The 15,171-nt window shown below is 43.1% G+C and carries 11 protein-coding genes and 2 rRNA genes (1 of these 13 cut by a window edge); 10 read left to right on the plus strand and 3 right to left on the minus strand.

Translation table 11 applies throughout. The annotated features are described in order from the left end of the window. The 10 genes from ACP2AF_RS00020 to ACP2AF_RS00065 all read left to right on the plus strand — a co-directional run. Nucleotides 1–181, plus strand: a 23S ribosomal RNA gene (locus ACP2AF_RS00020) (it extends 2,663 nt beyond the left edge of the window). Between the two features lie 125 nt (nt 182–306). Continuing rightward, nucleotides 307–418: ribosomal RNA gene (gene rrf / locus ACP2AF_RS00025) — 5S ribosomal RNA — on the plus strand. A 249-nt stretch (nt 419–667) separates the two neighbouring features. Further along, nucleotides 668–1,357: an RraA family protein gene (locus ACP2AF_RS00030; protein ID WP_425234204.1), complete on the plus strand. Its 690-nt coding sequence runs from the start codon at nt 668–670 to the stop codon at nt 1,355–1,357. Between the two features lie 21 nt (nt 1,358–1,378). Further along, the gene (locus ACP2AF_RS00035; protein WP_425234205.1) at nt 1,379–2,119 is read left to right on the plus strand and encodes an SDR family NAD(P)-dependent oxidoreductase; all 741 of its coding nucleotides are present in this window, start codon (nt 1,379–1,381) and stop codon (nt 2,117–2,119) included. A 45-nt stretch (nt 2,120–2,164) separates the two neighbouring features. After that, nucleotides 2,165–2,968, plus strand: coding sequence for an SDR family NAD(P)-dependent oxidoreductase (locus tag ACP2AF_RS00040; RefSeq protein ID WP_425234206.1), 804 nt, complete (start codon nt 2,165–2,167; stop codon nt 2,966–2,968). A gap of 2 nt (nt 2,969–2,970) precedes the next feature. After that, nucleotides 2,971–4,104: a mandelate racemase/muconate lactonizing enzyme family protein gene (locus tag ACP2AF_RS00045; RefSeq protein ID WP_425234207.1), complete on the plus strand. Its 1,134-nt coding sequence runs from the start codon at nt 2,971–2,973 to the stop codon at nt 4,102–4,104. Next, the gene (locus tag ACP2AF_RS00050; protein ID WP_425234208.1) at nt 4,101–4,979 is read left to right on the plus strand and encodes a RidA family protein; all 879 of its coding nucleotides are present in this window, start codon (nt 4,101–4,103) and stop codon (nt 4,977–4,979) included. Before ACP2AF_RS00045 ends, ACP2AF_RS00050 begins: the two co-directional genes overlap by 4 nt. Before the next feature lie 4 nt (nt 4,980–4,983). Next, nucleotides 4,984–5,742 (plus strand): creatininase family protein, encoded by a 759-nt coding sequence (locus tag ACP2AF_RS00055; RefSeq protein WP_425234209.1) that lies wholly within the window; start codon nt 4,984–4,986, stop codon nt 5,740–5,742. After that, nucleotides 5,739–7,214, plus strand: a complete 1,476-nt coding sequence (locus ACP2AF_RS00060) for a sodium:solute symporter family protein (RefSeq protein WP_425234210.1) — start codon at nt 5,739–5,741, stop codon at nt 7,212–7,214. Before ACP2AF_RS00055 ends, ACP2AF_RS00060 begins: the two co-directional genes overlap by 4 nt. 1 nt (nt 7,215) lies before the next feature. Beyond that, nucleotides 7,216–7,353: a hypothetical protein gene (locus ACP2AF_RS00065; RefSeq protein WP_425234211.1), complete on the plus strand. Its 138-nt coding sequence runs from the start codon at nt 7,216–7,218 to the stop codon at nt 7,351–7,353. Nucleotides 7,354–7,484: 131 nt separating this feature from the next. Here the strand turns inward: ACP2AF_RS00065 and ACP2AF_RS00070 are convergent, their stop codons facing one another. The 3 genes from ACP2AF_RS00070 to ACP2AF_RS00080 form a co-directional block, all read right to left on the minus strand. Continuing rightward, nucleotides 7,485–8,951 (minus strand): glutamate synthase subunit beta, encoded by a 1,467-nt coding sequence (locus ACP2AF_RS00070; protein ID WP_425234212.1) that lies wholly within the window; start codon nt 8,949–8,951, stop codon nt 7,485–7,487. Nucleotides 8,952–8,959: 8 nt separating this feature from the next. After that, nucleotides 8,960–13,468 carry a glutamate synthase large subunit gene (gene gltB, locus ACP2AF_RS00075; protein ID WP_425234213.1) on the minus strand — a complete coding sequence of 1,503 codons (4,509 nt, stop codon included), beginning with the start codon at nt 13,466–13,468 and terminating at the stop codon, nt 8,960–8,962. A 415-nt stretch (nt 13,469–13,883) separates the two neighbouring features. Continuing rightward, nucleotides 13,884–15,026, minus strand: a complete 1,143-nt coding sequence (locus ACP2AF_RS00080) for an acyl-CoA dehydrogenase family protein (RefSeq protein WP_425234214.1) — start codon at nt 15,024–15,026, stop codon at nt 13,884–13,886. Between the last annotated feature and the right edge of the window lie 145 nt (nt 15,027–15,171).

Below are 15,171 nucleotides of genomic sequence, written 5' to 3' on the forward strand. Positions count from 1 at the left end.
GGGCATCGCCGGGTAGCCACGTCGGGACGGGATAAGCGCTGAAGGCATATAAGCGCGAAACCCGCCGCGAGATGAGATCTCTTTAAAGGGCCGTGGGAGACGACCACGTCGATAGGCCGCAGGTGGAAGTGCAGCGATGCATGCAGCCGAGCGGTACTAATTGCCCGTATGGCTTGCGCAATGTGCGCCCCCTCCTTAGGGAGGGGTGCGCGAAAGGGCCTTTGGCCCGATGGCCCGCTTTGTCCACTTGAAAAGGATTCCCGTTCCCTCCCCGTCCCATTATAATGTCAAAAGGATATCGAAGACCTAGGTGGCCATGGCGGCGGGGCCCACCCCTTTCCATTCCGAACAGGGAAGTTAAGCCCGCCAGCGCCGATGGTACTGCCCGAAAGGGCGGGAGAGTAGGGAGCCGCCTTCCTCAAGGCCCCCCTCCGCTTTTATGTGGAGGGGGGCCTTTTTTTGTTTTCAATACTTCCACAAACTTTTTTCCGCATCACAATGCAGCGCATTTAAGTTTCCATATGTACCAACATAGGTAATAGAGCACCTATATTTTGGTCGATTCCTATCGACTTTGATAGTATTTTCATTAGAAAGCTCATATCTTATCCCATATTTTTGCTCATATCGAGTGTATAATGAAGTTGTCAGAGATAAAAACTAGCTTATGATATGGAAAGATGATGATGAACTATTCCAACTGATAAGGTCAGAATTGTTTTCAGCAGTGGTCGGTGATATTATGGACAAATTGGGATATTTTCACCAATTCCTTTCCCCTAAAATAGTACCATTACGCGACGACATGGTTGTTGTGGGAAGGGCTATGCCCGTTCTTGAAGCAGATAGTTTTGGGGAAATCTCGCCAAGTGAAAAGAACCCTGTAATGTCAAAACCTTTCGGTTTAATGCTTGAAGCTCTGGACGATTTAAAAAAAAATGAAGTTTATATCTGCACCGGATCTTCGCCTGAATATGCCCTGTGGGGCGAGCTAATGAGTGCAAGAGCCTTACAATGTGGAGCCACAGGAGCTGTTGTAGATGGCTATTCGAGAGATACTTCTGGAATCCTAAATTTGGATTTCCCCATGTTTTCCTACGGGCGGTATGCCCAAGACCAAGGCCCAAGGGGTAAGGTCATAGATTACAGGGTGCCCATTGAAATTAACGGTGTATATATAAATCCGGGCGACATCATATTTGGAGATATGGACGGCGTATGTGTAATTCCCCGAAAAATAGAAAAAGAAGTAGTGAAGGCCGCTTTGGAAAAAGCGCGAGGAGAAAAAGTGGTGCTCAAAGCCATACAGAATGGAATGTCGGCCACGGATGCGTTTGCCAAATATGGAATTATGTAGTTTGAAAACATGGATATTCAGATGAACAGATTTAAGGATCAGACAGCCATAATCGTAGGTGGCGCCAGAGGAATCGGCAAGGCTATAGCAAAACGACTTTTCAATGAAGGTGCCGAAGTCACGGTCTTTGATGTATTAAAAGGAGATTTTACGGAATTGGAAAACAACCATCGAACAATTAAAACTACCATAGTAGATATTACGGATGAAGCAACGTTGAATGAAGCGGTCAAAAATGTAATAGATACCCATGACAGACTGGATATCTTGGTAAATAGCGTGGGCATTATTGGTCCAACGTCAACAAAAATTATGGAATACGAACTAAAGGATTTTCGAAAGGTTATGGATATAAACCTTACGGGAGCCTTTATTGTCACCAAGGCAGTGCTACCGCAAATGTGTGGTCAGAAGTACGGGAGAATTCTTCATCTAACCTCCATCGGGGGCAAGGAAGGAAATCCGGGAATGGTAGGTTATGCGTCAAGCAAATCCGGACTTATGGGTCTTGTAAAAGGAGTTGGCAAGGAATATGCGGATAGCGGGATTACCGTTAACGGAATAGCCCCGGCAGTAATTGCAACACCGATGAACGAGGATACAGCACCGGAGATGTTACAATATATGACATCAAAGATTCCAATGGGAAGATTGGGGACTACAGACGAAGTTGCTGCATTGGCCTGTTGGATTGTATCAAAAGAGGCAAGTTTTAATACAGGCTATGTTTTTGACCTCTCAGGTGGTCGAGCTACTTATTAATACTTTTAAGATGATTCATCACGTAGTTAGTAAGGTTTTAAACCTATGATGCAAATAGACTTTACAGGGAAAAATTATTTGGTAACCGGAGGAGCCGGTGTTGGTGTGGGTGCCGGTATCTGTGAGGCTATTTCGGATTGTGGGGGTACCCTATTGCTCAATGACCTCGATGCGGTGAGGACTAGAACTGCAGTTAAAAAATATCCAAATGCCCATGCCATAGTGGGGGATATCAGCAATGCAAAGGACGTGGAACGGATTTTTGAAGAAATAAAGAATGAATATGGTCTAGTACATGGCCTAGTTAATAATGCAGGAATAGGTTTACACAAAAATGCCCATTTGGCCGATGAATCGGAGTTTGACAATCTTTATAATATTGATGTCAAAGGTGTTTGGTTAATGGCGCGGACTTTTGTAAGACAATTAATGGAGGATAATGAAGTAGGTCATATCGTTAACATCTCATCGGTTCATGCACGTGAAACAACAGCAAAGTATGCTTTATATGCCGGTGCGAAGGCGGCCGTAGAGGGATTGACCAGGGGAATGTCAATTGAGTTAGGCGAGTTTGGTGTGCGTTGTAATGCAGTGGCTCCAGGTTATGTGGATTCCGAACAAAGTAGGGATGCCGTGGCTTCCTGGACCGATAAACCTAAGGCTTGGATCGAGGGTCAAAAAAACGATTACCAAAGCCTACGACATATGATAAGTGCCCGCGATTGTGGTAACGCCGTAGTTTTTTTATTATCCCATATGGCCAACTCCATAACTGGGCAGACACTTACCGTTGATGCTGGTTTTACCAATTTATTATATGCCAATAGTTTTATTCCCAATACCCAATAACTATGAGAATTAGCCATATCAATTTATATGAAGTAAAAGTGCCAACACACCCTGGGACCATTGCAAGTAAAGGAATAGATAAACCTTTACACAAACTCCCTGTTGGCGCCAAGGCAGGATGGAGCGTACAATTCGACGAAATTTCCAAGCTCTTGGTGCAATTGGAATTGAGCAATGGTACAATTGGTTGGGGCGAGTTGTATAGAGGTCATGATTGGAAAATGGTTCATGATATTTGCGATATCCTCATCGGGATGGATATTGAAAATTTAGTACTTCAAAAACTACCTTTTGTTTTTTGCCGGGAATATGACGGATTTGAATGCGCTCTTTGGGATGCCTATGCGAGATTAAAAGATGTAAGGGTTGTAGATTTGCTGGGAGGTGCAATTAAGGAAAAAGTTAAGATAGGAGCATGGTCCAGCCACCGGCATTTGGATGATATTGGTGAATTGGCCTCCAATTTTCAAAAACAAGGTTACGATTGCCTAAAATTTAAGACAGACTTGGAGGATGACGTAGTAGGTTGGTGTAAGAACATTGCAGAGGCAGCTCCTGGTATGAAGGTCATTCTTGATCCCAACGAACGTTGGGAACGCGCGTATGAGACCAAAAAACGTCTGGATGGCCTAAGGGAAGTCGGCAATGTACTTTGCCTTGAAGATCCCATTCCTAGATGGCAATTATCTGAGTTTTCAAAATTACGAGCCTATAGTTCAGTTCCTATTGCTTTGCACGTTGCCTTACCTTATATACTTCATGGACAACGAATTAAGGATAGTATACAGGCTATTCAAGAACAAGCTGTAGATGGGTTCAATTTCAATTGCGGATTGGCCAATTTTCAACGTTTAGATCATATTGCTTCGGCCGCCGAACTTCCTTGTTGGCACGGATCGGAAATTGATTTGGGAATTCTTGAGGCTATGTATGTCCATTCAGCAGCGGCAGCGGAATCCTGCGTCTGGCCCAGCGATATATTTGGTAGGTTGATTAGGGAGCACGATTTACTTAAAGCACCCCTTAAGATGGAACCCCCGTTTGTGTATCTACCAGAAGGCACGGGTTTGGGCATAGAACCAGATATCACTGTCATCACGGATTACCAGGTAAGTAAAAAAGAATATAAGGCATGAAAAACAATCCTTTCCCGCAAAACGATTTAGACAGAAGATATTTATGGGAGATGTTGGTAAATCGAGATATCATGGCATTCGTTTCCCAAGATTGGTCCATGGTAGAAGATGATTTTATTGCGGAAGGCTTTATGGGTATCGATGCAGGAAAACAAGACGATGTGGATAAATGGCAACTAAAATATCCTAGCTTGGAATCTTACAAAACGGAGTGGCTGTCTCAAGCGGAGGAATTTGCCAAAGTGGACTTGGTGGAGGATAAGGAAGATGCCTTCCATAGGGTAACTGTACTGCAGGATATAGAGATACAAGGTAATTTTGCGCTTTTACACAAAAAGTTTTTTGGCCCGATGCGGAAAAAGGATGGTGACGGGATCGCGACGGACTGGCAAACCCTATATCGCTGCAAAAAAGTTGGGAATGAATGGAAAATAGTGGGTTTTACGGGGTATATGCCTTTAAAGGCAAAATCAGTGGATATGTCTACGGCTCCAGGTAAATCTTTGCCAAAAAATGCAAGTCAGCATAAAACTGCCGGGCCCTATGCGCCAGTATTGGAAGTGAATCCGGGAAAATTGGTGGTTATTTCCGGACAAGCCGCAATCGATAAGGAGGGCAACGTAATTGGGGACACCATTGAGGAACAGACTGCCTATACCTTGGACAATTGTGCGCTGCAATTGGCTAGTGCTGGTTGTACACTTCAAGATGTTTTTAAAGTTAACGTTTATATTAAGGATTTAAAGGAATGGCCCCGTTTTAATGCCGTGTACAAGCACTATTTTGTAGAACCGAAACCAGTACGCACGGCGGTAGAGTCAGGTTTGTTGATGACCTTACGTGTAGAAGTAGAAATGTGGGCGGTAAAAAATTAGTATTATGATTTGGGATGAATTGACCAGCTTGGATTTTGAAGTAATTGATCGGAAAGTCCCGGTTCTTCTAGTTATGTCTGCAACCGAACAACATGGGCCTCATTTGCCTTTGGCCACGGACCGATTAATAGGGGAACATTTTGCCCATTCGTTGCATAAAAAAATACCTAATGATGTCATTGTTTTGCCAGCAATGTCTATTGGATGTTCCGATCACCACATGGATTTCATGGGGTCATTGACTTTAAGTCATATGACCTTTATGAATCATGTTGAGGATACGGTGAGATCTGTGATACATCATGGATTTACCAATATTATACTGTTAAACAGCCATGGTGGAAATCAGGCAGTGGGGCAGGTTTTGGTAGAAAAATTGGGGAATACCTATCCGGGTGTTCAAATAGTAATGGCCACATGGTGGAAGTTAGGAAGCCCCGAATTGGGAATGCTAAATGAAGGTGGTGCCATGAGTACGGGTCACGCAGGTGAGTTTGAGACTTCTTTGATGTTATTGATAGCACCGCATTTGGTACGGACTGATACCTATGAAAAGGGAAAACACTCCAAAACCCACCCTTGGGCCGAAGGTGACATGTTGCATCCTCCAAAAATAGCGCTCTATCGTTCTATGATGGAAATGACTTCCAATGGGGTATTTGGTGACCCCGCCCATGCTTCCAAAACCAAAGGATTGGAAATTACGGAATTGGTATTGGAAAACCTGCAAAGGATTGTCCTTGATTTAAAGGACACGAAATGACCAACTTTGATTTTTTTATTGATGGGGGAATTGTTGTACTATATCTTGTAGGCACAATAGCGGCAGGCCTTTGGGTACGGCGTTATGTAAGAAATGTAAACGATTTTTTGGTCGCAGGGAGAAGTGTGGACCTGTATTTGGGTATTGCTTCCCTGGCGGCAACCGAGTTTGGCATTGCCACTTGCATGGCCAATGCAGAATTGGGCTTCAAATATGGTTTTGCAGGTATTACTCCCGGGATAGCCTTGGCCTTTGCCATGTTCGTTGTTGGTTATACCGGATTTTGTGTTAAGCCATTGCGGGATAAACAAGTCATTACCTTGCCTGAACTTTTTGAGGATAAATTTGGTGCAAGAGTACGTTGGGCCAGCGGTGTAGTCATTGTTTTGGGAGGGTTGCTCAATATGGGTGTTTTTTTACGGCAGGCCGGGAACTTTTTAACGGCTGTTTGCGGTTTTGATATGGCCTATCTGGAAATTGTAATGACCCTCATTCTTTTGGGAGTGGCGGCATACACGATTCTGGGAGGGATGATTTCGGTTTTTATAACCGATTATATACAATTTGTAGTAATGAGTATTGGTCTCATTGCTGTTGTTTTTTTGGTTGTGTATCAGTTTGGATGGATTGACATGCTGTCCAGTTTAGATCAAATAAGAGGCCCAGTGGCCTACAATCCTTTTGAGGATGACACCTATGGTTTGGACCGTATTCTTCTCGATGTCTTGTTGGCCTTTGCTTCTATTTTGACCTGGCAGACCATAATTTCAAGAGTGTTATCGGCAAAGGATACCAAAACCGCCAAACGTATCTTCATGGGGACATCTCCTTTTATGTTGGCTCGTTTTGCGATTCCGGCCATATTGGGCATAGCGGCCCTTCATTATTTTGGTCAGGATAAATTTGGCGACAGTGAAGCAATTCTGGCTATGCCCACTATGTTCGCTCAACTTTTGCCTGTAGGGTTAATAGGCATTGTGGTTGCGGCCATGTTAGCTGCGGACATGTCCACAAACTCTTCCTATATGATTGCCTGGAGCTCGGTTATTTACAATGACATCATGAAACCGATTCACAAAGGTCTGTGGTCCGATGCGAAAGGACTTCGCTGGAATCGTATTCTAATTGCACTTATCGGGATTTTTTTGTTGCTCTATGGATTGTGGTACCCCCTAAAGGGAGATCTCTGGGTGTATCTCCAGGTCACTGGGACCATTTATCTATCTAGTATGAGTGTACTATTGATAGCCGCTTGTTATTGGAAACCCGCTAATAATTGGGGGGCCATAGCTGCAATAGCTATTGGTTGTACTATTCCTATAAGTTACTTGATCCTGCAAGAGGTACCGGTTACACAGGAATGGATATTGGAGGTAGGCCCATATAAATTTGGCGCTGTTACTTATTTTGCGGCTGCTCTAGCTATGATTATTGGCTCTTTAATTAAACCATCGACCAAAAAAACAAACTGATATGGAACATTGGTTTTGGACAATACTCTGCGCATTGGTACTGGTATGGTACTTTGTGGTTACCATTGTTGTAGCGTTTCGTGGGGGCACGGACATCAAAAAGATGTTGGACAAATGGAAACAGGAAATGGAAGAATAAAATTGCTTTTGGTTCTATAATCTCACAGAGCCAAACTTCCATGGTCACAACCTTCAGTAGAAATCCTACCTAATACATGGGGCGGGTATGGATTTTTAATCCATAGTGGATTGGTTGATATTACTCAAACATTATACCCTAGGCAAGTCGCCATCACCTTTTAAAGGCAGTTCCGAACTCCCCATAAGATAAGTGTCCACATGATGCGCTGCTTGTCTGCCTTCTGAAATAGCCCAAACGATGAGGGATTGTCCCCTTCTTTGGTCACCGGCTGCAAAGACTCCCGGTACATTGGTTTGGTAGTTTGTCTCTTCTGCCTTTATGTTGGTTCTTTGATCCGCCTCTAGTCCCAGTTGTTCTGCAATGGTCATTTCGGATCCGGTAAATCCTAAAGCTAGGAGGGCCAATTCGCATTCCCATTCTTTCTCGGTTCCTTCTACCTCCTTTAGAACCGGACGTTTACCAGGTTGTTTGATCCATTCGACTTCTGAAGTAATCAAACCTTTTAGATTACCCTCTTTATCCCCAATAAATTCTTTGGTAGAAATACTAAAAAAACGTTCGGCACCTTCCTTGTGGGAAGAACTGGTACGTAGTCGCATGGGCCAAAATGGCCAAGGTTGGTCCTCTGGTCTGTCTGTGGTAGCCATGGGCATAATCTCAAAATTGGATACTGATTTTGCCCCCTGACGGAAAGAAGTACCTATACAATCCGAACCCGTATCACCTCCACCGATAACAATAACGTTCTTATCAGTGGCCAAAATTTCCCCATCAAATTTTTTGACGCCATCTACCCTTCGGTTATTTTGGGATAGAAAATCCATAGCTTGGACCACTCCTTTTAAGTCCGAACCTTTAATAGGTAAATTTCTACGGACCGTAGCACCACCACAGAGTACAATAGCATCAAAATCCTGTTTCAATTGAGAGGCTTCCAAGTCCTTTCCAATATTTGTATTACATACGAATTCTATGCCTTCCTCTTCCAGAACCTCCAATCTTCGATCAATGATATGTTTTTCCATTTTGAAGTCGGGGATACCGTACCGCAATAACCCTCCAGGTTTTTCATCGCGTTCAAATACCGTAACCCAGTGTCCGGCCCTGTTCAATTGTTGTGCCGCAGCCAATCCTGCTGGTCCTGAACCAACCACTGCCACCTTTTTTTCGGTTCTATTCTTGGGAGGCTTGGCTTCTATCCATCCTTTTTTAAAGGCGGTCTCCACAATATTTTTTTCGATATTCTCAATGGAAACTGGATCTTCATTGATACCTAAAACACAGGCTTCTTCACAGGGAGCCGGGCAGAGCCGGCCTGTAAACTCGGGAAAGTTATTGGTGGCATGCAAAATATCAGCTGCCTTTTCCCATTTACCGCGATACACCGCGTCATTAAAATCTGGGATTAAATTACCCAAGGGACATCCACTATGACAAAAAGGAATACCACAGTCCATACAGCGAGCTCCTTGGTCCTTGAGTTCCTTTTCCTTCATTGGAAGGGTAAATTCCTTAAAGTTTTTAACACGCTCCTCTACCGGGGCATATTCTTCAACTTTTCTATCGAATTCCAAAAATCCTGTAATCTTTCCCATTTCTCGATTTATATGGTTTCCAACTTTTCTTTTTCCAAACGTATCAAAGCCTGCCTATATTCCTCAGGGAAGACCTTTACAAATTTGGGAAGACTCTGCTCCCAATCTTCCAAAATACGCTGAGCCAGCGGGCTAAGGGTAGCGTTGTAGTGATTTTCGATAAGTTGCTTAAGCTGTTTTATATCGTTGTCTTCATCTACCTCCAAGAGGTTTAGGGTTTCCGTATTGCATTTTTGCCTAAATGTATTCTTCTCATCAAAAACATAGGCAATACCGCCGCTCATTCCAGCACCAAAATTCCTTCCTACTTCGCCGAGAATTACAGCTATACCACCAGTCATATATTCACAACCATGATCCCCGATTCCCTCAACTACTGCTTTAGCACCGGAGTTTCTGACACAGAAACGTTCCCCTGCCTTTCCATTTATGTAGGCTTCGCCAGACGTTGCGCCGTAAAGGGTTACGTTGCCCGTAATGACATTTTCTTCAGGTTGCAAGGTGGATTTGTACGGAACTTTAATGACCAATTTGGCACCGGATAACCCTTTCCCCAGATAGTCATTGGTGTTTCCATTGACCACCATAGTCAATCCTTTCGTGGCAAAAGCTCCGAAACTTTGTCCCGCTGAGCCCGTAAAATTAAGCTTTAACGTATTTTCCGGGAGCCCTTCCGCACCGTATATTTTTGATATTTCATTACTAATAATGGCTCCTACCGCACGATCCGTGTTATGTATGGGGAAATCCAAAGTCAATTTTTCTTTTCGGAACAAGGCCGGATGTGCTTGCGCTATAATGTCAAATTCAATGGACTTGTCCACATCATGCTGTTGTTTCTGTGTATTGTAGAATTTGGTTCCCGAAGGGACATCTACCTGGTACAAAATTGGGGTAAGATCAATTCCTGCCGCCTTGTAATGTTCGATAGCTTTTTTTCTATCTAATTTTTGCACTTGCCCAACCATTTCATTTACGGTCCTAAAGCCCAATTGCGCCATAATTTCCCTAAGCTCTTGAGCCACAAAATACATGTAATTGACCACATGCTCAGGTTTGCCTTCGAACTTCTTACGCAATTCCGGGTTTTGGGTCGCGATACCCACCGGACAAGTGTTTAAATGACAAACACGCATCATAATACACCCCGAAGCTACTAGGGGAGCGGTGGCAAAACCAAATTCCTCCGCACCCAAAAGGCAGGCCACCGCCACATCCCTTCCCGTTTTCAACTGTCCATCGCATTCAAGAACGATCCGGTTTCTAAGGTCATTAAGAACCAAAGTCTGTTGCGCTTCGGCTATTCCCAACTCCCATGGGAGTCCGGCATGTTTCAAGGAAGTCAAAGGCGAGGCTCCTGTACCTCCATCGAACCCGGAAATAAGTACCACATCAGCTTTTGCCTTTGAAACGCCTGCTGCCACGGTTCCTACACCAACTTCGGAAACCAATTTTACGTTGACCCGTGCTTTTCTGTTGGCGGATTTTAAGTCGAAAATCAATTGAGACAGATCTTCAATGGAATAAATATCGTGATGCGGGGGAGGTGAAATTAATCCAACATAAGGTGTGGAGTTCCTTGTTTTTGCTATAGCAGGATTTACTTTTGGGCCAGGAAGTTGCCCGCCTTCGCCAGGCTTGGCACCTTGAGCCATTTTAATCTGTATTTCCTGTGCGCTTGTAAGGTAGTTGGAGGTTACCCCGAACCTCCCGGAAGCTACTTGTTTTATGGCACTGTTACGCCAATCCCCTGTAGCGTTTCTATAAAACCGTTCGGCGTCTTCCCCACCTTCGCCAGAATTGCTCTTCCCTCCGATGCGATTCATGGCTATGGCCAGGTTTTCGTGGGCTTCTTTGCTTATAGACCCGTAGGACATGGCCCCGGTCTTAAAACGCTTAACGATTTCCGTCCAAGGTTCAACTTCCTCTAAGGGAATAGGGTCAAAATTGGAAAATTCAAATAACCCTCGAATGGTCATTAGATTTTTTGACTGCTCATTCACCATTTCGGAGAATTCCTTATACGTATTGGCCTCGTTGTTACGAACTGCTTTTTGGAGCTTGGCAATGGATAATGGATTGAACATATGTTTCTCGCCATCCCTTCTCCAACGATATTCCCCACCAATTTCCAGGTCTAGAGTCGCTGCCACTTCTTTTTTGCTAAATGCCTTATTATGCCTCTTCGCAATTTCTTTTTCAATCTCGTACAATCCGATACCCTGAATTCGAGTGGGCGTATTGGGGAAATATTTGTCAACTACTTTGGTATTTATGCCAATGCACTCAAACAATTGCGAACCCCGGTATGAATTCAAAGTAGAGATACCTATTTTGTTCATCACTTTTAAGATTCCCTTGCCGATAGCCTTGTTATAATTGGCAATGGCTTCTTCGAAAGTGAATTCGGTGATATCATTTTCTTCAATCTGTTCCCCAATAATCTCATTTACCAAATATGGGTTTATTGCACTTGCCCCAAATCCGAACAAAAGACAAAAGTGATGCACTTCCCTAGGTTCTGCGGATTCGATGATAATACTGAGTTTAGAGCGTTTGCCCAACCTTTGGAGTCCACTATTTACATAGGAACAGGCAAGTAAGGCGGGAATTGGTGCATTTTCTGCACTAACATACCTATCGGAAAGAATAATGATGTTGGCCCCTTCATCTATGGCCTTGGAGGCCTGCTCCAAAATGGATTGTAATGCATCCTCAAGACCATTATGACCTTTTTGAACCTCATACAAAATGGGTATGGAAACTACTTTATAATCCGGACTGGAATCGTAATTCTTTATTTTGTCCAGATCTTCCTTGGAAATCACGGGGTTCTGGATTTTTAGTTTTCTGCAGTGATATTCCGTAATGTCGAAAATGTTGTAGTCCATGCCCAGGGTGAGGCTGATATCCGTAATCAATTCCTCACGAATACCATCCAAAGGAGGATTGGTAACCTGTGCGAAAAGCTGTTTAAAATAGTTGTAAAGCAACTGGGGACGTTCCGAAAGTACCGCTATGGGAGTATCCGAACCCATGGAACCAATGGGCTCCTTGGCATTCTTTCCCATAGGTAGGATTATGGTGTTAATGTCTTCCAAGGTATATCCAAAGGCGGATTTCCGCTTTTCCAAAGTTGCTTCGCCCAAGAATAAGGGGCAATCATTGTAGGGGATATCCCTTAAATGCACCAAATTATTGTCCAACCATTTCTTATAGGGATGTCTTTGGGCAATTTCTTCCTTTATTTCTTCATCATTTACTATTCTTCCCTCTTCCATGTTCACTAAGAACATCTTACCAGGCTCTAGCCTACCGTGATATTCTATATTTTCCGGCTCCAATTGGACGACTCCAGTTTCCGAGGACATCACAACATATCCATCCTTGGTCACTGAATACCGAGAAGGTCTCAATCCGTTCCTATCCAAAACTGCACCGATGTAATTTCCATCTGTAAATGGAATGGAAGCAGGTCCGTCCCAAGGTTCCATTACACAGGAATTGTATTCATAAAAGGCACGTTTGGCCTCGGACATTTCGGAATTTTTTTCCCAAGCTTCGGGAACCAACATCATCATTACCTCTGGCAATGACCTGCCTGTCATGAGCAAAAGCTCAACGACCATATCCATGGTCGCAGAATCCGATTTTCCCGGAAGGATTATAGGAAGTATTTCCTTTATTTGCGGGCCGAACAAATCACTTTGAAGTAGACTCTCCCTTGAACGCATCCTTGAAACATTGCCGCGTAGGGTATTGATTTCACCATTATGGCACATATAACGGAAAGGTTGTGCCAAATCCCAGGTTGGGAAAGTATTGGTAGAAAACCTTTGGTGTACCAAGGCCAATCTGGTTACTACTTTAGGATTCATTAGGTCCTTGTAATACAAACTGATGTCTTTGGGCATCAATAGTCCCTTAAAAATGATGATTTTTGTGGAGAGACTAGGTATGTAAAAGAATTTACTCTCAGAAAGTTTGGATTCAATGATGGTATGTTCGGTGACCTTACGCGCAATGAAAAGCTTAATATTAAAGTCAAAATAGGTTTGCTCCGCAGTTTCTTTTCCGACAAAAATCTGTTTTACAAAAGGCTCTGTTTCCATGGCAATGCGCCCGGGTACGGACTTATTGACCGGAACGTTGCGCCAACCCAACAAATTGAGTCCTTGTTTTTTGATGTTTTCCTCTAGGACCGAAATACAGAAATTGCGCTGGTTTTCTTTTTGGGGCAAAAAAACATTACTCACGGCATATTCCCCAGGCTCAGGAAGATCAAAATTGCAAACATCCTTAAAGAAATCATGGGGAATGTCTATAAGGATACCCGCTCCGTCACCTGTCTTTCCATCGGCACTTACCGCACCTCTATGTTCCAATTTATCCAGTATCTCAAGGGCCTTATGAATAATGTCATTGGATTTCTTTCCCTTAAGGCTACAGATGAAGCCCGCGCCACAGTTGTCATGTTCAAATTCCGGTAGGTATAACCCTTGTTTCTTCAATTTCATCTGGTACAATTTAGTTTGTTTGTTAAGGGGCCTATACAATTTAGTACACCTTTTAGTAGATGTACTTGTTTGAAATGGCAGGTTTCAAACATTATGGCATTTATTCAAAAATAGCATTATTGATGAATTATTTGTATTGAATCAAAAAAAAGACAAAATAAAATTCAACAATTAGAATAAAATGCTTAAAAATATTCAAAAACGAATTTTTGGTCGGTTTAATTTATTAGAATGACAAATTTAAGAAATCGAAAAAGGCTTTGAAAAGATTTTATAGGGTAAGTCATCCTGTTTTGGGAATTTATAACAAATGACCCCTATGTTTTTAGAGGGGCAACACTTTGAATGTTGGAATAAAACAAAATAAGCCCCTTATTCGTTAAGGTGGGTAAGCATGGCCTGATTTGTTTATATTTCAATTCCTTACAATATCCCTTGAAATAACAATTTTTTGAATTTCGGAAGTGCCTTCATAAATCTGCGTAATCTTTGCGTCCCGCATTAACCGTTCTACATGGTAATCCTTTACAAAACCATTACCTCCGTGTATTTGAACCGCTTCAACCGTTGTTTCCATAGCCACTTGGGAGGCATACAATTTGGCCATTGCACCGGAAAGGTCATAATTGTTCCCTTGATCTTTGTCCCATGCTGCCTTGTACACCAAATGTCGGGCCGCCTCTATTTGTGTATGCATGTCCGCCAATTTAAAGGCGATGGCCTGATGATTGGATATCTCCGTTCCAAACGCTTTACGTTCCTTGGAGTATTTTAGTGCCAGTTCATATGCACCCGCAGCAATGCCCAAAGCCTGTGCGGCGATTCCGATTCTACCACCGGCCAGAGTTTTCATGGCAAACTTGAAGCCAAAGCCATCTTCGCCGATTCGATTTTCTTTTGGTACAATTACGTCATTAAAAATAAGGGAGTGGGTATCACTTCCTCGAATCCCCAATTTATTTTCCTTGGGCCCTATTTCAAAACCCTTCATTCCCTTTTCCACGATTAAGGCATTGATGCCTTTGTGCCCTTTTTCTTTATCTGTTTGCGCTATTACCAAATAAACTTCCGCTGTGCTACCGTTGGTAATCCAATTTTTGGTGCCGTTAAGTATGTAGTGATCCCCCTGGTCAAGAGCCGTAGTCCTTTGTGAGGTGGCATCGCTACCCGCTTCTGGTTCGGAAAGGCAAAATGCCCCAATAATCTCACCCGTTGCCAGTCGCTTTAAATACTTTTCTTTTTGGGACTCGTTGCCAAAGGTTTCCAGTCCCCAACAGACCAAGGAATTATTTACGGAAACCACTACGGATGCCGACGAATCCACTTTTGAAAATTCTTCCATGGCAATGGCATAGGATATGGTGTCCAATCCACTGCCACCATATTTAGGGTCTACCATCATACCCATGAACCCCATTTCCCCCATTTTTTTTATTTGTGCTGTCGGAAATTTTTGCGCTTCGTCACGTTCAATTACTCCAGGAAGTAGTTCGTTCCGGGAAAAATCTCGGGCTGCCTGCCGTATCATCAATTGTTCCTCGGATAAGGTAAAATCCATAAAAAGTCACTTATTTTTCTGTAACAAAGATAAGATTACGGAGCTTAATGCAGAATAGGTTTACGAGCTATTTTCTATACGGTTAATTTTTGTGATAAGGAACTGTAAAACATGTCAAAACCGATGCCAAATTTTTATATTTGTT

The organism is Ulvibacterium sp., from assembly GCF_965248315.1.
GTDB lineage: Bacteria > Bacteroidota > Bacteroidia > Flavobacteriales > Flavobacteriaceae > Ulvibacterium.

Excerpts from the sequence above, each read along its gene's own strand:
- ACP2AF_RS00045 (WP_425234207.1), top strand. The coding sequence starts at position 2,971 with ATGAGAATTAGCCATATCAATTTATATGAAGTAAAAGTGCCAACACAC.
- ACP2AF_RS00065 (WP_425234211.1), top strand. The coding sequence starts at position 7,216 with ATGGAACATTGGTTTTGGACAATACTCTGCGCATTGGTACTGGTATGG.
- gltB (WP_425234213.1), bottom strand. The coding sequence starts at position 13,468 with ATGAAATTGAAGAAACAAGGGTTATACCTACCGGAATTTGAACATGAC.
- ACP2AF_RS00030 (WP_425234204.1), top strand. The coding sequence starts at position 668 with ATGATATGGAAAGATGATGATGAACTATTCCAACTGATAAGGTCAGAA.
- ACP2AF_RS00035 (WP_425234205.1), top strand. The coding sequence starts at position 1,379 with ATGAACAGATTTAAGGATCAGACAGCCATAATCGTAGGTGGCGCCAGA.
- ACP2AF_RS00070 (WP_425234212.1), bottom strand. The coding sequence starts at position 8,951 with ATGGGAAAGATTACAGGATTTTTGGAATTCGATAGAAAAGTTGAAGAA.
- ACP2AF_RS00040 (WP_425234206.1), top strand. The coding sequence starts at position 2,165 with ATGATGCAAATAGACTTTACAGGGAAAAATTATTTGGTAACCGGAGGA.
- ACP2AF_RS00055 (WP_425234209.1), top strand. The coding sequence starts at position 4,984 with ATGATTTGGGATGAATTGACCAGCTTGGATTTTGAAGTAATTGATCGG.
- ACP2AF_RS00080 (WP_425234214.1), bottom strand. The coding sequence starts at position 15,026 with ATGGATTTTACCTTATCCGAGGAACAATTGATGATACGGCAGGCAGCC.
- ACP2AF_RS00060 (WP_425234210.1), top strand. The coding sequence starts at position 5,739 with ATGACCAACTTTGATTTTTTTATTGATGGGGGAATTGTTGTACTATAT.
- ACP2AF_RS00050 (WP_425234208.1), top strand. The coding sequence starts at position 4,101 with ATGAAAAACAATCCTTTCCCGCAAAACGATTTAGACAGAAGATATTTA.